Raw genomic sequence first — 14,299 nt, forward strand, 5'->3', positions numbered from 1 at the left:
GATGTTGATGATTGTTATTTGGAGAGATACCCAAGTGGCTATAAGGGGACCCTCTGCTAAGGGGTTAGACTGCGTAAGCGGTGCGAGGGTTCGAATCCCTCTCTCTCCGCCATCTTTACCTAAAGATGGACAAGCAATCAAGACACAATTTATATGGCGGTGTAGCTCAGCTGGCTAGAGCGTACGGTTCATACCCGTAAGGTCGGGGGTTCGATCCCCTCCGCCGCTACCATATTACCCAGGAGGCTTAGCTCAGCTGGGAGAGCATCTGCCTTACAAGCAGAGGGTCGGGGGTTCGATCCCCTCAGCCTCCACCATATACGCCGGTGTAGCTCAACTGGTAGAGCAACTGACTTGTAATCAGTAGGTTGGGGGTTCAAGTCCTCTCGCCGGCACCATTAATGCCTGGAACCGTGGTGTAGTTGGCCTAACATGCCTGCCTGTCACGCAGGAGATCGCGGGTTCGAATCCCGTCGGTTCCGCCATTAATCCTAAAAATTAAATATGGCTCGGTAGCTCAGTCGGTAGAGCAGAGGACTGAAAATCCTCGTGTCGGCGGTTCGATTCCGTCCCGAGCCACCTTTAATCCCTGGAGGATTAGCGAAGTGGCCAAACGCATCAGACTGTAAATCTGCTCCCGTACGGGTTCGGTGGTTCGAATCCATCATCCTCCACCAGTTTTATGAGTCATTAGCTCAGTTGGTAGAGCACCTGACTTTTAATCAGGGTGTCGAAGGTTCGAGCCCTTCATGACTCATCTTTAAGAAAAGAGTGATTAATCATTAATTTGATTAGTTGCTCTTTTTTTGTTGTGTAATTTTATCTCAATATGGATATTTATTAATGCTGGGCAAGATATGATAAACTAATAGAAAACATGCAGAGTGGTGACGTTCATTATATGAAGCTCATACCTGATCTAAAACAGCAAATTGAAGTCATTATAGGCACAAATTTGGACGAATATGAAATTACAATAGAAGAATGGATGCAATCTGTTGCCAATCTAGTTGGTAATCATGAAAATTCAGAGACCTTTGGTGATGAAGGTGAGCGTCAGGAGTTATCTGATCAATCTGCATCTCCAATTTCATCCGATGTGATCAGTTTGAATACGGGAAAGCGTATATTTTTTAAGGTTCGGATGAATGAGCAAGAAGAGACTGTCGTGTGTTGGGGATGCCCTGCAAAATCTATTACCGTGGAGACACGACAATTGATTGAGCTTTTGATCCGTACTAACACGGCTCTACCCGATGAGGTACAACCTGTTGTATATGAGAATGATAGGGAGCAGTATTTGACTGAATTGGGTCTCTGGCTTAAAGAGCAGATCGAAGAACCAACCAAGCAGGAATCTGAAGCGGTTCCTGATCGCTTTGTGGTGCCCGCAGGCTTAAATGCTGAGAAGATTCTCTTCTTGCTGCAAGGGGATACACCGGATGCACATCGTTTACGATCCAAGGAACTCAACAAGTTGCTTGAGAGTTACTTTGGCGAGGAGATAGTCTTGATTCCTTTGGGGGAGCAAGAGTGGATTTTCATGGGTGATAAAGAAATTGTTACTGAAGAAGCCGAAGAAGATACAACGGAAGCCAAAAAGGATTCACTGAACGCTTTTTGTCTGGGGTTACATGAATTGGTTGCCAGTGAGTGGGCTGGGGTGTTCCATCTGTCTGCATCTCTGCCATGCATTCCTGCGCAACAACTTGTATCGGTCACAGTTCTTCTTAAAGAAAGTGTTCACTTAGGGAGAGCATTCCATGTTACGCAGCATATTCATCTCCCATGGGATCTTCACCTGGAGCGGTTGGTAGCGAGCATTCCAGATGATCAACGTATACGTTTTATAAAGGAAACTGGTAAAGACACGGTAATCTTCAATGACAGTGAGACACTTGCTACGCTGGAGACCTTTTTTAGCCTGGACTGTAATGTCAGCGAGACAGCGAAACGACTTTTCATTCATCGTAATACGTTGGTTTATCGTCTGGACAAGATAAAACAGGAGATTAGTTACGATGTGAGGCACTTCGAAAGTGCTGTTCTAGTGCAGTTTTTACTACTAATGTACAAAGTGACGAAAAAGCATTGATATTTTTGTGCAGTTTGCGAATAGTCAAACCTCACGTAGATAGGGTATTATAAAAATACAAATTGTATTCGATTACAAAATGATCTCTGAGGAGGCAACAATCATGGCTGGAGTACGTTTAGAGCATATTTTCAAAAAATACCCGGGTTCTGATAAAGCAACTGTAGTTGACATTAACCTGGACATTAAAGATAAAGAATTTCTGGTACTGGTAGGTCCGTCCGGTTGTGGTAAATCAACAACACTTCGTATGATCGCAGGCCTTGAGGAAATTTCTGAAGGTAAACTCTATATCGGTGACCGTGTCGTTAATGATGTTGCACCTAAAGACCGCGATATCGCGATGGTATTCCAATCCTATGCCTTGTATCCGCATATGAGCGTATATCAAAACATGGCGTTTGGTTTGAAATTGCGTAAGGTTAAAAAAGATGAGATCGACAAACGTGTACGTGAAGCAGCTAAAATCCTGGATATCGAACATTTGCTTGAGCGTAAACCTAAGGCATTGTCCGGTGGTCAACGTCAACGTGTCGCTTTGGGACGTGCGATTGTCCGTGATCCACAAGTGTTCTTGATGGATGAGCCTCTCTCCAACTTGGATGCCAAACTGCGTGGTCAAATGCGTGCTGAGATCACTAAACTTGCGAAACGTTTGGAAACAACTGTTATCTACGTAACGCATGACCAGATCGAAGCTATGACGATGGGTGATCGGATCGTTGTTATGAAGGATGGTATCATCCAACAAGCAGCTTCTCCGGAAGAGTTGTACAACCTGCCGGCTAACCTGTTCGTAGCTGGTTTCATCGGTTCCCCGACAATGAACTTTATCTCGGGTAAACTCGCTGAGCAAGGTACTAGCATGCATTTCATAGCTCCTGGTGTGGATGTTGAAATCCCGCAAGGTAAAGCACAAGTGTTGAAATCTAGAGGATACATTGGTAAAGAAGTGATTCTGGGTGTTCGTCCAGAAGACATTCACGAAGAGCCAGTATTCCTGGAAGCATCCCCGAACTCTGTATTCTCTACACACGTAGATGTTACAGAGAACCTGGGTCACGAAATGCTCCTCTACTTGAGCGGTGTTGGTAATGATACAACGATCGCACGTGTAGACGGACGTTCTAACACTCGTGATGGTTCCACAGTTAAAATGGCCATCGACATGAACAAAGTTCATATCTTTGACAAAGAGACTGAAGTGAACGTACTTCTTCAAGACAAATAATACTGGGATTCCTCGGTGACGATGGAACCTGACAGTTAACGCAATTATACATTGTAATGAGAGCCCCTTCCGTTATTGCTGGAAGGGGCTTTTTTAAGATTAATGAATATATAAGTTTCGGCAGAGTGGAAGGATTAATAATCGCAAGAAAAACACCCCTTAAACTACGAATGTAGTATCCTAGAAGGTGCTTCGATCAGAAGACTTTTCTTACTAATGGTTGTCGGAGGCTGCGATTGCATTCATCCCGGAATTCATTTAAGATTATTTGAAGGTCTGTCTTCATTTATTTGAGAGAATTGACTGTTGGAAGGGTATGCATTCTGTACCTCATGTTGTGAATGCGCTAATAATGGAAATAACTGATACACGATCTGATGTACATAGAGGGACAGCTAATGCTGAAAGGAAGAGACAAATGGCGAAAAAAGTGAAAGTATCTGAACTGGTGCAGCAATTTCAGTTGGAGGTTGTTTCTGGATCTCACGGATTGAAAAGAGTCATTACGGTAGATGACCTGAATCGTCCTGGTCTGGAAATGGCCGGTTATTTTGAATACCATCCACAAGAACGGGTACAGCTGCTTGGAAGAACGGAATTAGCTTTCTTTGCAATGTTACCTGAGCAAGAGCGGCGCGATCGTATGCAACGTCTTTGTACGGAAGAGACACCTTGTATCGTTGTCACGCGTGGACTGGAAGTTCCACAAGAGCTGATTGATATTAGTGAAGAACAGAATCTGGCTGTACTTCGCAGCAACATGGCTACAACGATTCTATCCAGCCGGATCACGGGATTCCTGGAAAAGAAATTGGCACCAACAGCAACCATTCACGGTGTACTTTGTGATGTCTATGGCGTAGGTATGCTGATCACAGGTAGCAGCGGTATTGGTAAGAGTGAAACAGCGCTTGAACTGGTGAAACGTGGACACCGATTGATTGCCGATGATGCGGTAGAGATCCGCCAAACGTCAGATTTTCAGTTGCACGGTACTGCACCTGAATTGATCCGTCATTTACTCGAAATTCGAGGTGTCGGTATTATCAACGTCATGACATTGTTCGGGGCTGGTGCGGTTCGGAATAACAAACGGATTACCTTGGTTGTACGTCTGGAGGCATGGCAGCAGGATAAACAATATGATCGGTTGGGTCTGGATGAAGAGACTACACGTATCATTGATACGGATGTACCTCTTGTTACGATTCCTGTTCGTCCGGGACGGAACTTGGCGGTTATTATTGAAGTGGCAGGTATGAACTATCGCCTGAAACAGATGGGTCTGAATGCTGCGCTGCAATTCACGAACAAGCTGACAGCAACCATCTCGGAAGATATGGAAGACATGGATTAAGAAATATTTTATACAAGGAAATGAAGATAAATGGTTGACATGTACTGCTTCTCTTAAGGCGCAGTGTATGCCAACCATTCGTCATGCGTGCGATTGATTGAATAAATAGGAGTGTGAATGAATGGATACATTATTACTGTTGAACCCGATTGCGTTCTCTATTGGAGCGTTAAAGGTTCACTGGTACGGGCTTATTCTTGGTGCCGCGGCACTTATAGGACTCCTGCTCGTGATCCGGGAGGGCAAACGATACAATATTCCACAGGAAGTGTTCATGGACATGGTCTTGCTGGGCGTGCCTTCTGCCATCATTGGTGCCCGCATCTACTACGTCGCATTTAAATGGGAAGATTATAAAGATAATTTCTGGGATGTCTTTAAAATATGGAATGGCGGTATCGCCATCTATGGTGCCCTTATTGGTGCAATCATCTGTGCAGTTATTTTCTTCCGTCGTAAAGGATATAACTTCTGGCGTATGGCCGATATCTGTGCGCCTGGACTGCTCGTTGGACAGTTGATCGGACGCTGGGGGAACTTTGTGAATCAGGAAGCCTACGGCGGTCCTGTAGAAGAATCATTTTTGAGAGACAAGCTTCATCTGCCAGACTTTATTGTGAATCAAATGAACGTAGAAGGCGTATTCCACCATCCTGCGTTTTTGTATGAATCGATGTGGAGTCTCGTTGGTCTGGTCTTGCTGCTGGTTCTGCGTCGTCAGAAGTTTCTGCGTTCAGGTGAACTGTTCATGTCTTATTTCATCTGGTACTCTATCGGTCGTTTCTTCATTGAAGCTCTACGTACGGACAGTCTTGGCTTCCAGGCTCCGCAATGGGTCGCTTCATTAGTAAACGGGCTATGGTCTCCAATGACTGCAATGGGCTTTGAACAAGGATATCTTGATCCTGCTTACGGTAACGTAAGAATCTCGCAACTGCTCGCTATTGGCATCATTATTGTTGCTGTTGTATTCATTGTGGTGAGAAGAGTGACAGGTAAAGCAGATGTTCGTTACAGTGATCCGATTGTATCGTCCAAAGTTACCTCAGATGATATGGAGCATACGGGAACAGTTGCTGGCAAAGAGAATAAGTTAACACCTCCAGCCAAAGATGAATCCAAGCAAGTTGATGATAAAAAGGAGTAATGCAACATGATTGACACGGTATTGTTTGATCTGGATGGCACGATTATTGATACCAATGAGCTGATTATCAGCTCATTCCAGCATGTCATGGGGGGATGGGAGCATTCAGCTCCATGGACACGGGAACAGATTATTCCACATATGGGCGGCACACTGGAGCAGCAAATGCGTACCTTCTCTGGCCAGGAGGAAGTCTCCGAGTACGTGAAAGGTTACCGTGCTTATAATGATATCCATCATGAAGCGATGGTTAGACCTTTTCCACATGTCATTGAGGTAGTAGAGGCGCTGCATCAGGCTGGCATTGTGATGGGTGTGGTCACAACCAAAATTCGTCCATCTACATTAAAGGTGCTAGAACGTTTTGACCTATTGAAGTATATGAAGACGATTGTAACAGTAACTGACGTAACGAATCCGAAGCCGCACGCTGAACCGGTACTGAAAGCGATGACGGAACTGGGTGCAGATCCTGCCAAAACGTTAATGGTGGGTGACAGTCCAGTGGATATCCAATCGGCTCAAAATGCGGGCGCACTCTCGGCGGGGGTTGCATGGTCCCTTAAAGGGGAAACAATCCTGAACGGATATGGACCCGATCATATGTTGCATGACATGAGAGATTTATTGAAACTCATCCGTATTGAAACGGGACGTTCATGAGAAAAGTAACCCGCTATCCGGTAGAGGACCAGAATGCACTTTGGCATATCTACAAGACAGTGAGTCCGTGGAAGGGCGTTCGTAATTTTATCTGGATCCAGTTGTCACGTTACTGTCCGATCCTATCGGTGAAGAATTGGATTTACCGCCGAATGCTCGGTATGAAGGTGGGAAAACACACAGCCTTTGGCCTGATGGTGATGGTGGATGTATTTTTTCCGGAGAAAATAACGGTCGGCGAAAACTCGGTCATCGGTTACAACACAACGATTCTCGCTCATGAGTATCTCATTAAGGAGTACAGACTCGGTGAGGTGATTATCGGGGAAAATGTACTGATAGGTGCCAATACAACGATTCTGCCCGGGGTAACTATAGGAGATGGAGCTGTTGTGGCTGCTGGAGCTGTCGTACATAAGGATGTTGCACCAGGAGCTTTTGTTGGAGGTAATCCACTTCGTGATTTATCCCGCGCGGCAGCTTCTACAGAAGAAACTGTCTTTAACACGGATGATTCTTCTCAGGGTAGTGTGCATTGAGTCAATAAAGTAATGAATGAAGATGGGTTGAAGTTAAAAGCTGCTTATGGCAGCTTTTTTCGTATATAAATACCGATTGGCGAGCGTAATGGTGTGCATATAAAACGATATGTCGATCCAAGGGCAATCAAGCTTTGGTATTGTTGACGGTAGTGCGGATTTCGTGTTATCATATCCCATATCCTTTAGTTTGTTAGCACTTTACCATGTGAAAGTATTCTTGGAGAAATGAAGCATGATAAGGATTGGACTAAACCAATAGTTGAAGGCTTATGCGATAATACTGTGATTCAGGTTTATAAGATAGAATGGGGATTTACACTACATAAATCCTGTTGAAATAGAACGAGTGCAACTCTTAAATTACTGACTCGGGGTGAATATTACCAATGTCCAAACCAAAAGGTTTTGAAAAACCGACCGGATTCCGCGACTATACACCACATGTAGTATCCAAGCTGCGGACGATTGAACGCAATGTACTGGAATGTATGGAACGCTGGGGTTACCGTCAGATCATCACACCAACCATTGAATATTACGATACGGTAGGTGTGGCAAGCTCTACATCAGATCGTAAATTATTTAAATTGCTAAACAGCCGGGGAACCACACTGGTACTCAGATCGGATCTAACGGCTCCTATTGCACGCGTCGTTTCATCCATGCTCAAAGATGAGCAGTTGCCGCTGCGTCTGTCCTATCATGCGAACGTATTCCGTTCTATTGAAGAGGAAGCTGGGCGTGAAGCTGAATTTTTCCAGACGGGCGTGGAGTTGGTTGGAGACGACTCGCCTGAAGCGGATGCAGAAGTTGTTGCGCTTGCGATTGCCTCTTTGCAGGCAGCGGGTGTGTCTTCTTTTAAAATAGCGATGGGTCATATGGGATTCCTGAACGGATTACTGGAGGAAGTGATTCCAGGCCAGACCGCTGAGCAGGAGCAATTGAAGGAAGGGTTGCTCGGACGTGATTATGTCGGCTATCGCCAGTCGATTGAAGCATTGAATCTGGAGCCTAAGTTGAAAGAACAGCTTGAAGCGATCCTTCGTCTGCGTGGTGGCAAGGAAGTATGCACACATGCGGTAGAGCTAAGTTCAAGTGCTGAAGCAGCACAGTCGATTGCACATCTGTGTGCCGTATTCGAAGTGTTGGAAGCGTACGGTGTATCCGAGCATGTGCTGATTGATCTGACGATGATCGGTGATTTCTCCTATTATACGGGCATGACCTTTGAAGGGTATGCAGCCGAACTGGGATCTCCGGTATGTAGCGGCGGACGGTATGATAATCTGTTACAACAGTTTGGTCGTTCATTGCCAGCTACAGGATTTGCACTGAAAACGAACCGTATTATTGATGGTGTTCATGGCATTACCATTGAAGAGAAAAAACCGGTACTTATCCAATATACCCCGAAGCGTCGGGCCGAGGCACTAACAGAAGCGGCAAGATTACGCAGTATGGGACAAAATGTAGTGACACTCCTTCTTCCTGAAGATGGGGCTGGGGCAAGTGCCGTATCGGTTGAAGCAAGAACCGCTCACGCTGAGCAGGTTATTACTTACGGATCTGAAGAAGGAGGACGCTGAGATGTCGGATATTCTGAAGGTGGCCATGCCGAAGGGCCGAATCTATAAAAAAGCCTCCAAATTGTTTCGTGAAGCGGGGCTGGATATTCCAGAAGACGTGGACGATACACGCAGATTGGTCATCGAAGTACCGGAAGCGGGAATGGAATTCATTATGGCTAAGCCAGTAGATGTTCCAACATATGTGGAGTACGGTGTTGCCGATATCGGAATTGTTGGTAAAGACGTGCTGCTGGAGGAAGATCGGGATGTGTACGAACTGTTGAATCTGGGAATCGCTCAGTGCCGTATGTCTGTGATCGGACTTCCAGACTGGAAGCCAGGCATCCAGCAACGTGTTGCAACGAAGTATCCAAGGATTGCTTCACAGTATTTCCGGGAGCAGGGGCAGCAGGTCGAGGTGATCAAGCTGAATGGTTCCATTGAGCTAGCGCCCCTGATTGGTCTGGCAGACCGGATTGTCGATCTGGTGGAGACAGGTCAGACACTGCGCGAGAACGGATTGGTGGAGATGACAAGCATTCTGGACATCACCAGCCGTCTTATCGCCAATCGGGTAAGTTATCGGATGAAAAATGCACGAATCCAGGCTTTATGTGATGCACTTCAGCAGGTCATACCGGCATCGAATGAGATATCGGCGGGAAGCTTTCGGGGATAAACTACTGCGTCAGAAATATAGATGAGAAACATGTAAAGCAGAAGCAGAAGCAAAAGCAAGAGTAAGAGACACAAAAAGGAAACGAATCGGCCACAAAAAGGCAGGCATTACAGAGGATGAGGAGGTTGTACGTATGAAAATTGTACCTGCACGGGAGTTTGATCTGAAGCGGGAAGTGGAGTATGGCACGCCGGAGCAAAATGAAACGGTACGGCGTATTGTCAGCGACATTCGCCGTGAGGGTGATACGGCACTGCTGCGTTACACGGAGCAGCTGGACCGCACAAAGCTGACTGCCGCGGAGTTGCGCGTGCCGCAGGAAGAGCTGCAGGCGGCTTATGCAGCCGTGGAGCCATCCTTTGTGACGGCGATCCGGCAAGCCGCCGCCAACATTCGTGCGTTTCATGAGAAACAGAAACGCAACTCGTGGATGGATTGGCAGCCGGACGGCAGCCTGCTGGGCCAGGTCATCCGACCGCTGAAGCGGGTCGGCGTTTATGTACCTGGCGGCAAAGCAGCGTATCCATCGTCTGTGCTGATGAATGTGATTCCGGCACAGGTGGCAGGCGTGCCGGAGATTGTTCTCGTGACGCCGCCGTCTACGAATGGTGGCGAAGGTATTAACCCGTACATCCTCGTTGCTGCTGCGGAAGCAGGCGTGAGCGAGATGTACCGGGTTGGCGGCGCTCAAGCTATCGCCGCCCTGGCTTACGGCACGGAGAGTATTGCACCGGTCGACAAGATCTGTGGACCGGGCAATATTTACGTGGCGCTCGCGAAGCGCGAGGTGTACGGTGCGGTCGATATCGATAGTATCGCCGGGCCGAGTGAGATTGTGGTGCTCGCCGATGATACGGCGAATTCGGTGTACGTCGCCGCCGACCTGTTGTCGCAGGCGGAACATGACGAGATGGCATCGGCCATTCTCGTCACGAATTCGGCCACGCTGGCGGAAGCCGTGCAGGGCGAAGTGCAGCGGCAGCTTGAAGTGCTGCCGCGGCGGGATATCGCTGCTGCTTCCGTGGAGCAGTATGGCGCGATTATTGTGGTCGATTCCATCGATGAGGGAATTGACGTGGTGAACCGGCTCGCACCGGAGCATCTGGAGATCATGGTGCAGGAGCCGATGGCTTACGCTGGCCGGATCGAAAATGCCGGCGCGATCTTCCTCGGCCCATACAGCTCGGAGCCGGTGGGGGATTATTTTGCAGGACCCAATCACATTATTCCGACCAATGGAACTGCGCGATTCAGTTCACCAGTGGACGTGGATGATTTTATCAAGAAATCGAGTCTGATCTATTATAGTAAAGAAGCGCTGCTGAAGAACGGAGCGGCTATTATAGAGTTGGCCCGCCATGAGGGTCTTGAAGGGCATGCCCGTGCAATCGCTGTAAGGTTAGAACAGGAAGGAAAGGCGGAATCGGACAATGGATAAGCAAAATAATGGTGTGGAACTTGAAAACAAAGGTGCGGTGCGCCAAGCAGAGGTTGACCGCAAAACAAACGAGACCAATATTCAGTTGGCCTTTAATGTAGATGGAACAGGACAATCCACGATTGAAACGGATGTACCTTTCCTGAATCATATGCTGGATCTGTTCACAAAGCACGGACAATTCGACCTGAACGTGCAGGCCCGCGGAGATATTGATATCGACGATCATCACACGGTTGAAGACATCGGAATCTGTCTCGGACAGACGTTGCGAGAAGCGTTGGGTGACAAACGTGGAATTAAGCGTTACGCCAGTGTTTTTGTACCAATGGACGAGGCACTCGCTCAGGTCATTATTGATGTGAGTAACCGACCTCACTTTGAATACCGTGCAGAATACTCTTCCCAACAAGTAGGCAGTTTCTCCACGGAGCTGGTACATGAATTCCTGTGGAAATTAGCGCTGGAAGCTCGGATTACGTTACATGTCATTGTGCACTATGGTCAGAACACCCACCACATGATTGAAGCGATCTTTAAGGCGCTGGGACGTGCACTGGATGAAGCAACGATGATTGATCCACGTGTAACGGGTGTGCCTTCCACGAAGGGAGTGCTGTAGACGATGGCGATTGCAATTGTCGATTACGGTATGGGTAACCTGCACAGCGTCGGCAAAGCGGTCGAACGTCTTGGCTACGAAGCGCTGGTCACGGGTGACCGGGAAGAGATTCTTGGCGCAGATGGTGTCATTTTACCAGGCGTAGGTGCTTTTGGTGATGCGATGGTTCATCTGCGGGAGAGTGGACTGGATAAGGTGGTGAAGGAAGCCGCTGCCGGGACCAAACCACTGCTCGGTATCTGTTTGGGCATGCAATTGTTATTCAGCTCAAGTGAAGAGCATGGTGAGCATGAGGGACTGGATATTTTTCCAGGTAAAGTGGTGCGATTCGCACCAGGAGAGCTGAAAGTTCCTCATATGGGATGGAACCGTTTGGAATTTCTGCACGCGGAAAATCCTCTATTTACGGGGCTTGAAGCAGGTCACGTCTATTTTGTCCATTCCTATCATGCGCTTACTGAAAACAGGGACGATCTGCTGGCGGTAACGGATTACGGACATCCGGTGACAGCCATTGTAGGCAGAGGATCCAACTTCGGCATGCAATTCCACCCAGAGAAAAGTGGAGAGCTCGGTATGAAGCTGCTTGGCAACTTTTTGGCTCTGACAGGAGCACCTGTACAAAGGTAAAACATCATCTCTTCTTAACTATAGAAAGCGTACAAATCTAATTCATATTCAGGAGGCCTTGTATGTCATCTTTTATCCTATATCCGGCGATTGATATCCGGGACGGCAAATGTGTAAGACTGGTGCAGGGAGATTATAATCAGGAGACCGTGTATAACGATGACCCGGTTCAAGTGGCTTTATCCTGGGAGAAACAAGGCGGTACATATGTCCATCTGGTGGATCTGGATGGTGCGAAAGCGGGTTATCCTGTTAACGATGAGCTGATCGGGCGGATTGCCTCGGCTGTGAACGTACCTGTTCAGGTAGGTGGCGGACTTCGTACGGTAGCTGATGTAGAACGTTTGCTGGGTCTGGGTGTTAGCCGGCTGATCATTGGAACAGCAGCGATTGAGGATCGTGCATTTACAGAGGAAGTACTGGGACGTTATGGCGACAAAGTGGCAATTGGCATCGACGCTCGTAACGGTTACGTGGCAACTCGCGGTTGGCTTGAAACATCGGAAGTGCAAGCAGAGGTGCTCGCGAAGGAACTGGCGGCATATGGAGCAGAAACATTTATCTTTACGGATATTTCCCGTGATGGCATGATGCAGGGTCCTAATGTGGAAGCGATTGTGTCTCTAGCTAAGGCAAGCGGACGGACGGTTATTGCTTCAGGCGGTGTGAGTGTAATGGATGATCTGCTTCGTCTGAGTCGCCACGCGGATGATGGTGTTGGTGGAGCAATTGTGGGTAAAGCACTGTATACGGGAAGCATCGATCTGTCTGAAGCAGTACGTGCGGTCAATAAGTAAGGGATATTCGGATAGAGAGGAAGAGGTAGCATGCTGGCAAAAAGAATCATCCCCTGTCTGGACGTGAAAGACGGCCGGGTCGTCAAAGGCGTCAACTTCGTTAATCTCCGCGATGCGGGTGATCCGGTAGAGCTGGCGGCACTATATGACCGCGAGGGCGCGGACGAATTGGTCTTTCTCGATATCTCCGCTTCGGTAGAAGGTCGCGAAACGATGGAAGAAGTCGTGCGGCAGACGGCGGGCGAGATCGCTATTCCCTTTACGGTAGGTGGTGGCATCTCCAAGGTAGAGGACATGAAGCGGATTCTCCGTGCAGGAGCGGATAAAATTGCAGTGAATACAGCCGCGGTACTTAATCCGCAGTTGATTGCAGATGGTGCACGTCGCTTTGGCTCGCAGTGTATCGTGGTAGCGATCGATGCCAAGTATAACGAAGCTTGGGGCGAGTGGGAAGTCTATACCCATGGTGGACGGAAACCCTCCGGGATCAAGGCGCTGGAATGGGTTAAACAGGCTGAGAGCTTGGGCGCGGGGGAGATTCTGCTCACAAGTATGGACGCGGACGGAACAAAAGACGGCTTTGATCTGAAGCTGACGGCAGCGGTATCCGAATCTGTGCGTATTCCAGTCATCGCATCGGGCGGTGCGGGCAAGGAATCTCATTTCTATGATGTATTTACCACAGGCAAAGCGGACGCAGGGCTGGCCGCAACGATTTTCCATTACAAAGAAATCGCCGTACCGGCGTTAAAACAACATTTGAGAGAACAAGGGGTGGAGATCCGTGACTAAAGTGAGCGATGAAATCAAGGAACAGTTATCCTTGGAACAGGTTGTGGAACACATTCGTTGGAGTGAAGGTTTGGTTCCTGCCATTGTGCAGGATGTAGATACCCGTGAAGTTTTAATGATGGCTTATATGAATCGCGAATCTCTGAAGTTGTCGCTGGAATCCGGTGAGACCTGGTTCTGGTCACGCTCGCGTCAGGAGTTGTGGCATAAAGGAGCAACATCTGGCAACGTGCAGACGATTACTTCCCTAAAATATGATTGTGACGGCGATACCTTGTTGGTTGAGGTGAAACCGAACGGTCCGGCTTGCCATACAGGGGCGGTAACTTGTTTCCATAATGAAATCATTGGTTTGCCAGAGAAATCGGCAGACAAGGCTTCGGATGAAGCGGGTGCGGCATCTGCTTCTGCAAGTTCCGGTTCCGAAAGTCGCTTTGAGGTATTGGCTGAACTGGAATCCGTTATTGCAGAGCGTGAACGTGAGCGTCCTGAGGGTGCATATACAACGTATCTGTTTGATAAAGGTGTAGACAAAATACTGAAAAAAATCGGTGAAGAAGCGTCCGAGACGATCATCGCCGCCAAAAATAAAGATAATGACGAGCTTCGTCTGGAAGTCAGTGACCTGATGTATCACCTGCTCGTCCTGTTACAAGAGCGCAAGCTACCGCTGGACGACATTATGTCAGAGCTGAGCCGCCGTCATGAACGGCCTCGCCGCGATTAAGGAGGCGAGTT

General features: G+C 47.9%; 14 protein-coding genes and 8 tRNA genes. All 22 read left to right on the forward strand.

Features of this window, described 5'->3' with window-relative positions:
• Positions 1 to 20 precede the first annotated feature (20 nt).
• The 22 genes from MKY95_RS00705 to hisIE all read left to right on the forward strand — a co-directional run bounded on the left by MKY95_RS00705 (position 21) and on the right by hisIE (position 14,288).
• Positions 21 to 112: transfer RNA gene (locus tag MKY95_RS00705), tRNA-Ser, on the forward strand.
• A gap of 43 nt (positions 113 to 155) precedes the next feature.
• Positions 156 to 232: transfer RNA gene (locus MKY95_RS00710), tRNA-Met, on the forward strand.
• Positions 233 to 241: 9 nt separating this feature from the next.
• A tRNA-Val gene (locus MKY95_RS00715) sits at positions 242 to 317 on the forward strand.
• A 5-nt stretch (positions 318 to 322) separates the two neighbouring features.
• A tRNA-Thr gene (locus tag MKY95_RS00720) sits at positions 323 to 398 on the forward strand.
• A 9-nt stretch (positions 399 to 407) separates the two neighbouring features.
• Positions 408 to 485 (forward strand) — tRNA-Asp (locus tag MKY95_RS00725).
• Between the two features lie 21 nt (positions 486 to 506).
• A tRNA-Phe gene (locus MKY95_RS00730) sits at positions 507 to 579 on the forward strand.
• A gap of 12 nt (positions 580 to 591) precedes the next feature.
• Positions 592 to 677: transfer RNA gene (locus MKY95_RS00735), tRNA-Tyr, on the forward strand.
• A gap of 7 nt (positions 678 to 684) precedes the next feature.
• A tRNA-Lys gene (locus tag MKY95_RS00740) sits at positions 685 to 757 on the forward strand.
• 144 nt (positions 758 to 901) lie between these two features.
• Positions 902 to 2,095, forward strand: a complete 1,194-nt coding sequence (locus MKY95_RS00745; protein ID WP_051447417.1) for a helix-turn-helix domain-containing protein — start codon at positions 902 to 904, stop codon at positions 2,093 to 2,095.
• A 103-nt stretch (positions 2,096 to 2,198) separates the two neighbouring features.
• Positions 2,199 to 3,326 carry a sn-glycerol-3-phosphate ABC transporter ATP-binding protein UgpC gene (gene ugpC, locus MKY95_RS00750; RefSeq protein ID WP_017691279.1) on the forward strand — a complete coding sequence of 376 codons (1,128 nt, stop codon included), beginning with the start codon at positions 2,199 to 2,201 and terminating at the stop codon, positions 3,324 to 3,326.
• A 418-nt stretch (positions 3,327 to 3,744) separates the two neighbouring features.
• Positions 3,745 to 4,683 (forward strand): HPr(Ser) kinase/phosphatase, encoded by a 939-nt coding sequence (gene hprK / locus MKY95_RS00755; protein WP_017691278.1) that lies wholly within the window; start codon positions 3,745 to 3,747, stop codon positions 4,681 to 4,683.
• A gap of 121 nt (positions 4,684 to 4,804) precedes the next feature.
• Entirely contained in the window at positions 4,805 to 5,830 is a 1,026-nt protein-coding gene (lgt, locus tag MKY95_RS00760) for a prolipoprotein diacylglyceryl transferase (RefSeq protein ID WP_036616160.1), read from the forward strand.
• 6 nt (positions 5,831 to 5,836) lie between these two features.
• Positions 5,837 to 6,493 carry a pyrophosphatase PpaX gene (gene ppaX / locus MKY95_RS00765; RefSeq protein WP_017691276.1) on the forward strand — a complete coding sequence of 219 codons (657 nt, stop codon included), beginning with the start codon at positions 5,837 to 5,839 and terminating at the stop codon, positions 6,491 to 6,493.
• The gene (locus MKY95_RS00770; protein ID WP_036616162.1) at positions 6,490 to 7,032 is read left to right on the forward strand and encodes a DapH/DapD/GlmU-related protein; all 543 of its coding nucleotides are present in this window, start codon (positions 6,490 to 6,492) and stop codon (positions 7,030 to 7,032) included. Before ppaX ends, MKY95_RS00770 begins: the two co-directional genes overlap by 4 nt.
• Positions 7,033 to 7,421: 389 nt before the next feature.
• The gene (locus tag MKY95_RS00775; RefSeq protein WP_036616165.1) at positions 7,422 to 8,621 is read left to right on the forward strand and encodes an ATP phosphoribosyltransferase regulatory subunit; all 1,200 of its coding nucleotides are present in this window, start codon (positions 7,422 to 7,424) and stop codon (positions 8,619 to 8,621) included.
• Between the two features lies 1 nt (position 8,622).
• Positions 8,623 to 9,282 carry an ATP phosphoribosyltransferase gene (gene hisG / locus MKY95_RS00780; RefSeq protein WP_036616167.1) on the forward strand — a complete coding sequence of 220 codons (660 nt, stop codon included), beginning with the start codon at positions 8,623 to 8,625 and terminating at the stop codon, positions 9,280 to 9,282.
• A gap of 133 nt (positions 9,283 to 9,415) precedes the next feature.
• Positions 9,416 to 10,720 (forward strand): histidinol dehydrogenase, encoded by a 1,305-nt coding sequence (gene hisD / locus MKY95_RS00785; RefSeq protein WP_036616169.1) that lies wholly within the window; start codon positions 9,416 to 9,418, stop codon positions 10,718 to 10,720.
• Complete coding sequence (gene hisB, locus MKY95_RS00790; RefSeq protein ID WP_036616172.1) at positions 10,713 to 11,342, forward strand: imidazoleglycerol-phosphate dehydratase HisB; 630 nt, start codon at positions 10,713 to 10,715, stop codon at positions 11,340 to 11,342. Before hisD ends, hisB begins: the two co-directional genes overlap by 8 nt.
• 3 nt (positions 11,343 to 11,345) lie before the next feature.
• Entirely contained in the window at positions 11,346 to 11,972 is a 627-nt protein-coding gene (gene hisH, locus MKY95_RS00795; RefSeq protein WP_036616175.1) for an imidazole glycerol phosphate synthase subunit HisH, read from the forward strand.
• Positions 11,973 to 12,034: 62 nt separating this feature from the next.
• The gene (gene hisA / locus MKY95_RS00800; protein WP_036616178.1) at positions 12,035 to 12,769 is read left to right on the forward strand and encodes a 1-(5-phosphoribosyl)-5-[(5-phosphoribosylamino)methylideneamino]imidazole-4-carboxamide isomerase; all 735 of its coding nucleotides are present in this window, start codon (positions 12,035 to 12,037) and stop codon (positions 12,767 to 12,769) included.
• A 30-nt stretch (positions 12,770 to 12,799) separates the two neighbouring features.
• Positions 12,800 to 13,561, forward strand: a complete 762-nt coding sequence (hisF, locus tag MKY95_RS00805; RefSeq protein WP_017691268.1) for an imidazole glycerol phosphate synthase subunit HisF — start codon at positions 12,800 to 12,802, stop codon at positions 13,559 to 13,561.
• Between the two features lies 1 nt (position 13,562).
• Positions 13,563 to 14,288, forward strand: a complete 726-nt coding sequence (gene hisIE / locus MKY95_RS00810; protein WP_036616408.1) for a bifunctional phosphoribosyl-AMP cyclohydrolase/phosphoribosyl-ATP diphosphatase HisIE — start codon at positions 13,563 to 13,565, stop codon at positions 14,286 to 14,288.
• The last annotated feature ends 11 nt before the right edge of the window (positions 14,289 to 14,299 follow it).

Source organism: Paenibacillus sp. FSL P4-0176, from assembly GCF_037975265.1.
Classification (GTDB): domain Bacteria; phylum Bacillota; class Bacilli; order Paenibacillales; family Paenibacillaceae; genus Paenibacillus; species Paenibacillus amylolyticus.

What these genes read in the sequence shown, in the direction of transcription:
- MKY95_RS00745 (WP_051447417.1), top strand. Translation starts at nt 902, where the DNA reads ATGAAGCTCATACCTGATCTAAAACAGCAAATTGAAGTCATTATAGGC.
- ugpC (WP_017691279.1), top strand. Translation starts at nt 2,199, where the DNA reads ATGGCTGGAGTACGTTTAGAGCATATTTTCAAAAAATACCCGGGTTCT.
- hprK (WP_017691278.1), top strand. Translation starts at nt 3,745, where the DNA reads ATGGCGAAAAAAGTGAAAGTATCTGAACTGGTGCAGCAATTTCAGTTG.
- lgt (WP_036616160.1), top strand. Translation starts at nt 4,805, where the DNA reads ATGGATACATTATTACTGTTGAACCCGATTGCGTTCTCTATTGGAGCG.
- ppaX (WP_017691276.1), top strand. Translation starts at nt 5,837, where the DNA reads ATGATTGACACGGTATTGTTTGATCTGGATGGCACGATTATTGATACC.
- MKY95_RS00770 (WP_036616162.1), top strand. Translation starts at nt 6,490, where the DNA reads ATGAGAAAAGTAACCCGCTATCCGGTAGAGGACCAGAATGCACTTTGG.
- MKY95_RS00775 (WP_036616165.1), top strand. Translation starts at nt 7,422, where the DNA reads ATGTCCAAACCAAAAGGTTTTGAAAAACCGACCGGATTCCGCGACTAT.
- hisG (WP_036616167.1), top strand. Translation starts at nt 8,623, where the DNA reads ATGTCGGATATTCTGAAGGTGGCCATGCCGAAGGGCCGAATCTATAAA.
- hisD (WP_036616169.1), top strand. Translation starts at nt 9,416, where the DNA reads ATGAAAATTGTACCTGCACGGGAGTTTGATCTGAAGCGGGAAGTGGAG.
- hisB (WP_036616172.1), top strand. Translation starts at nt 10,713, where the DNA reads ATGGATAAGCAAAATAATGGTGTGGAACTTGAAAACAAAGGTGCGGTG.
- hisH (WP_036616175.1), top strand. Translation starts at nt 11,346, where the DNA reads ATGGCGATTGCAATTGTCGATTACGGTATGGGTAACCTGCACAGCGTC.
- hisA (WP_036616178.1), top strand. Translation starts at nt 12,035, where the DNA reads ATGTCATCTTTTATCCTATATCCGGCGATTGATATCCGGGACGGCAAA.
- hisF (WP_017691268.1), top strand. Translation starts at nt 12,800, where the DNA reads ATGCTGGCAAAAAGAATCATCCCCTGTCTGGACGTGAAAGACGGCCGG.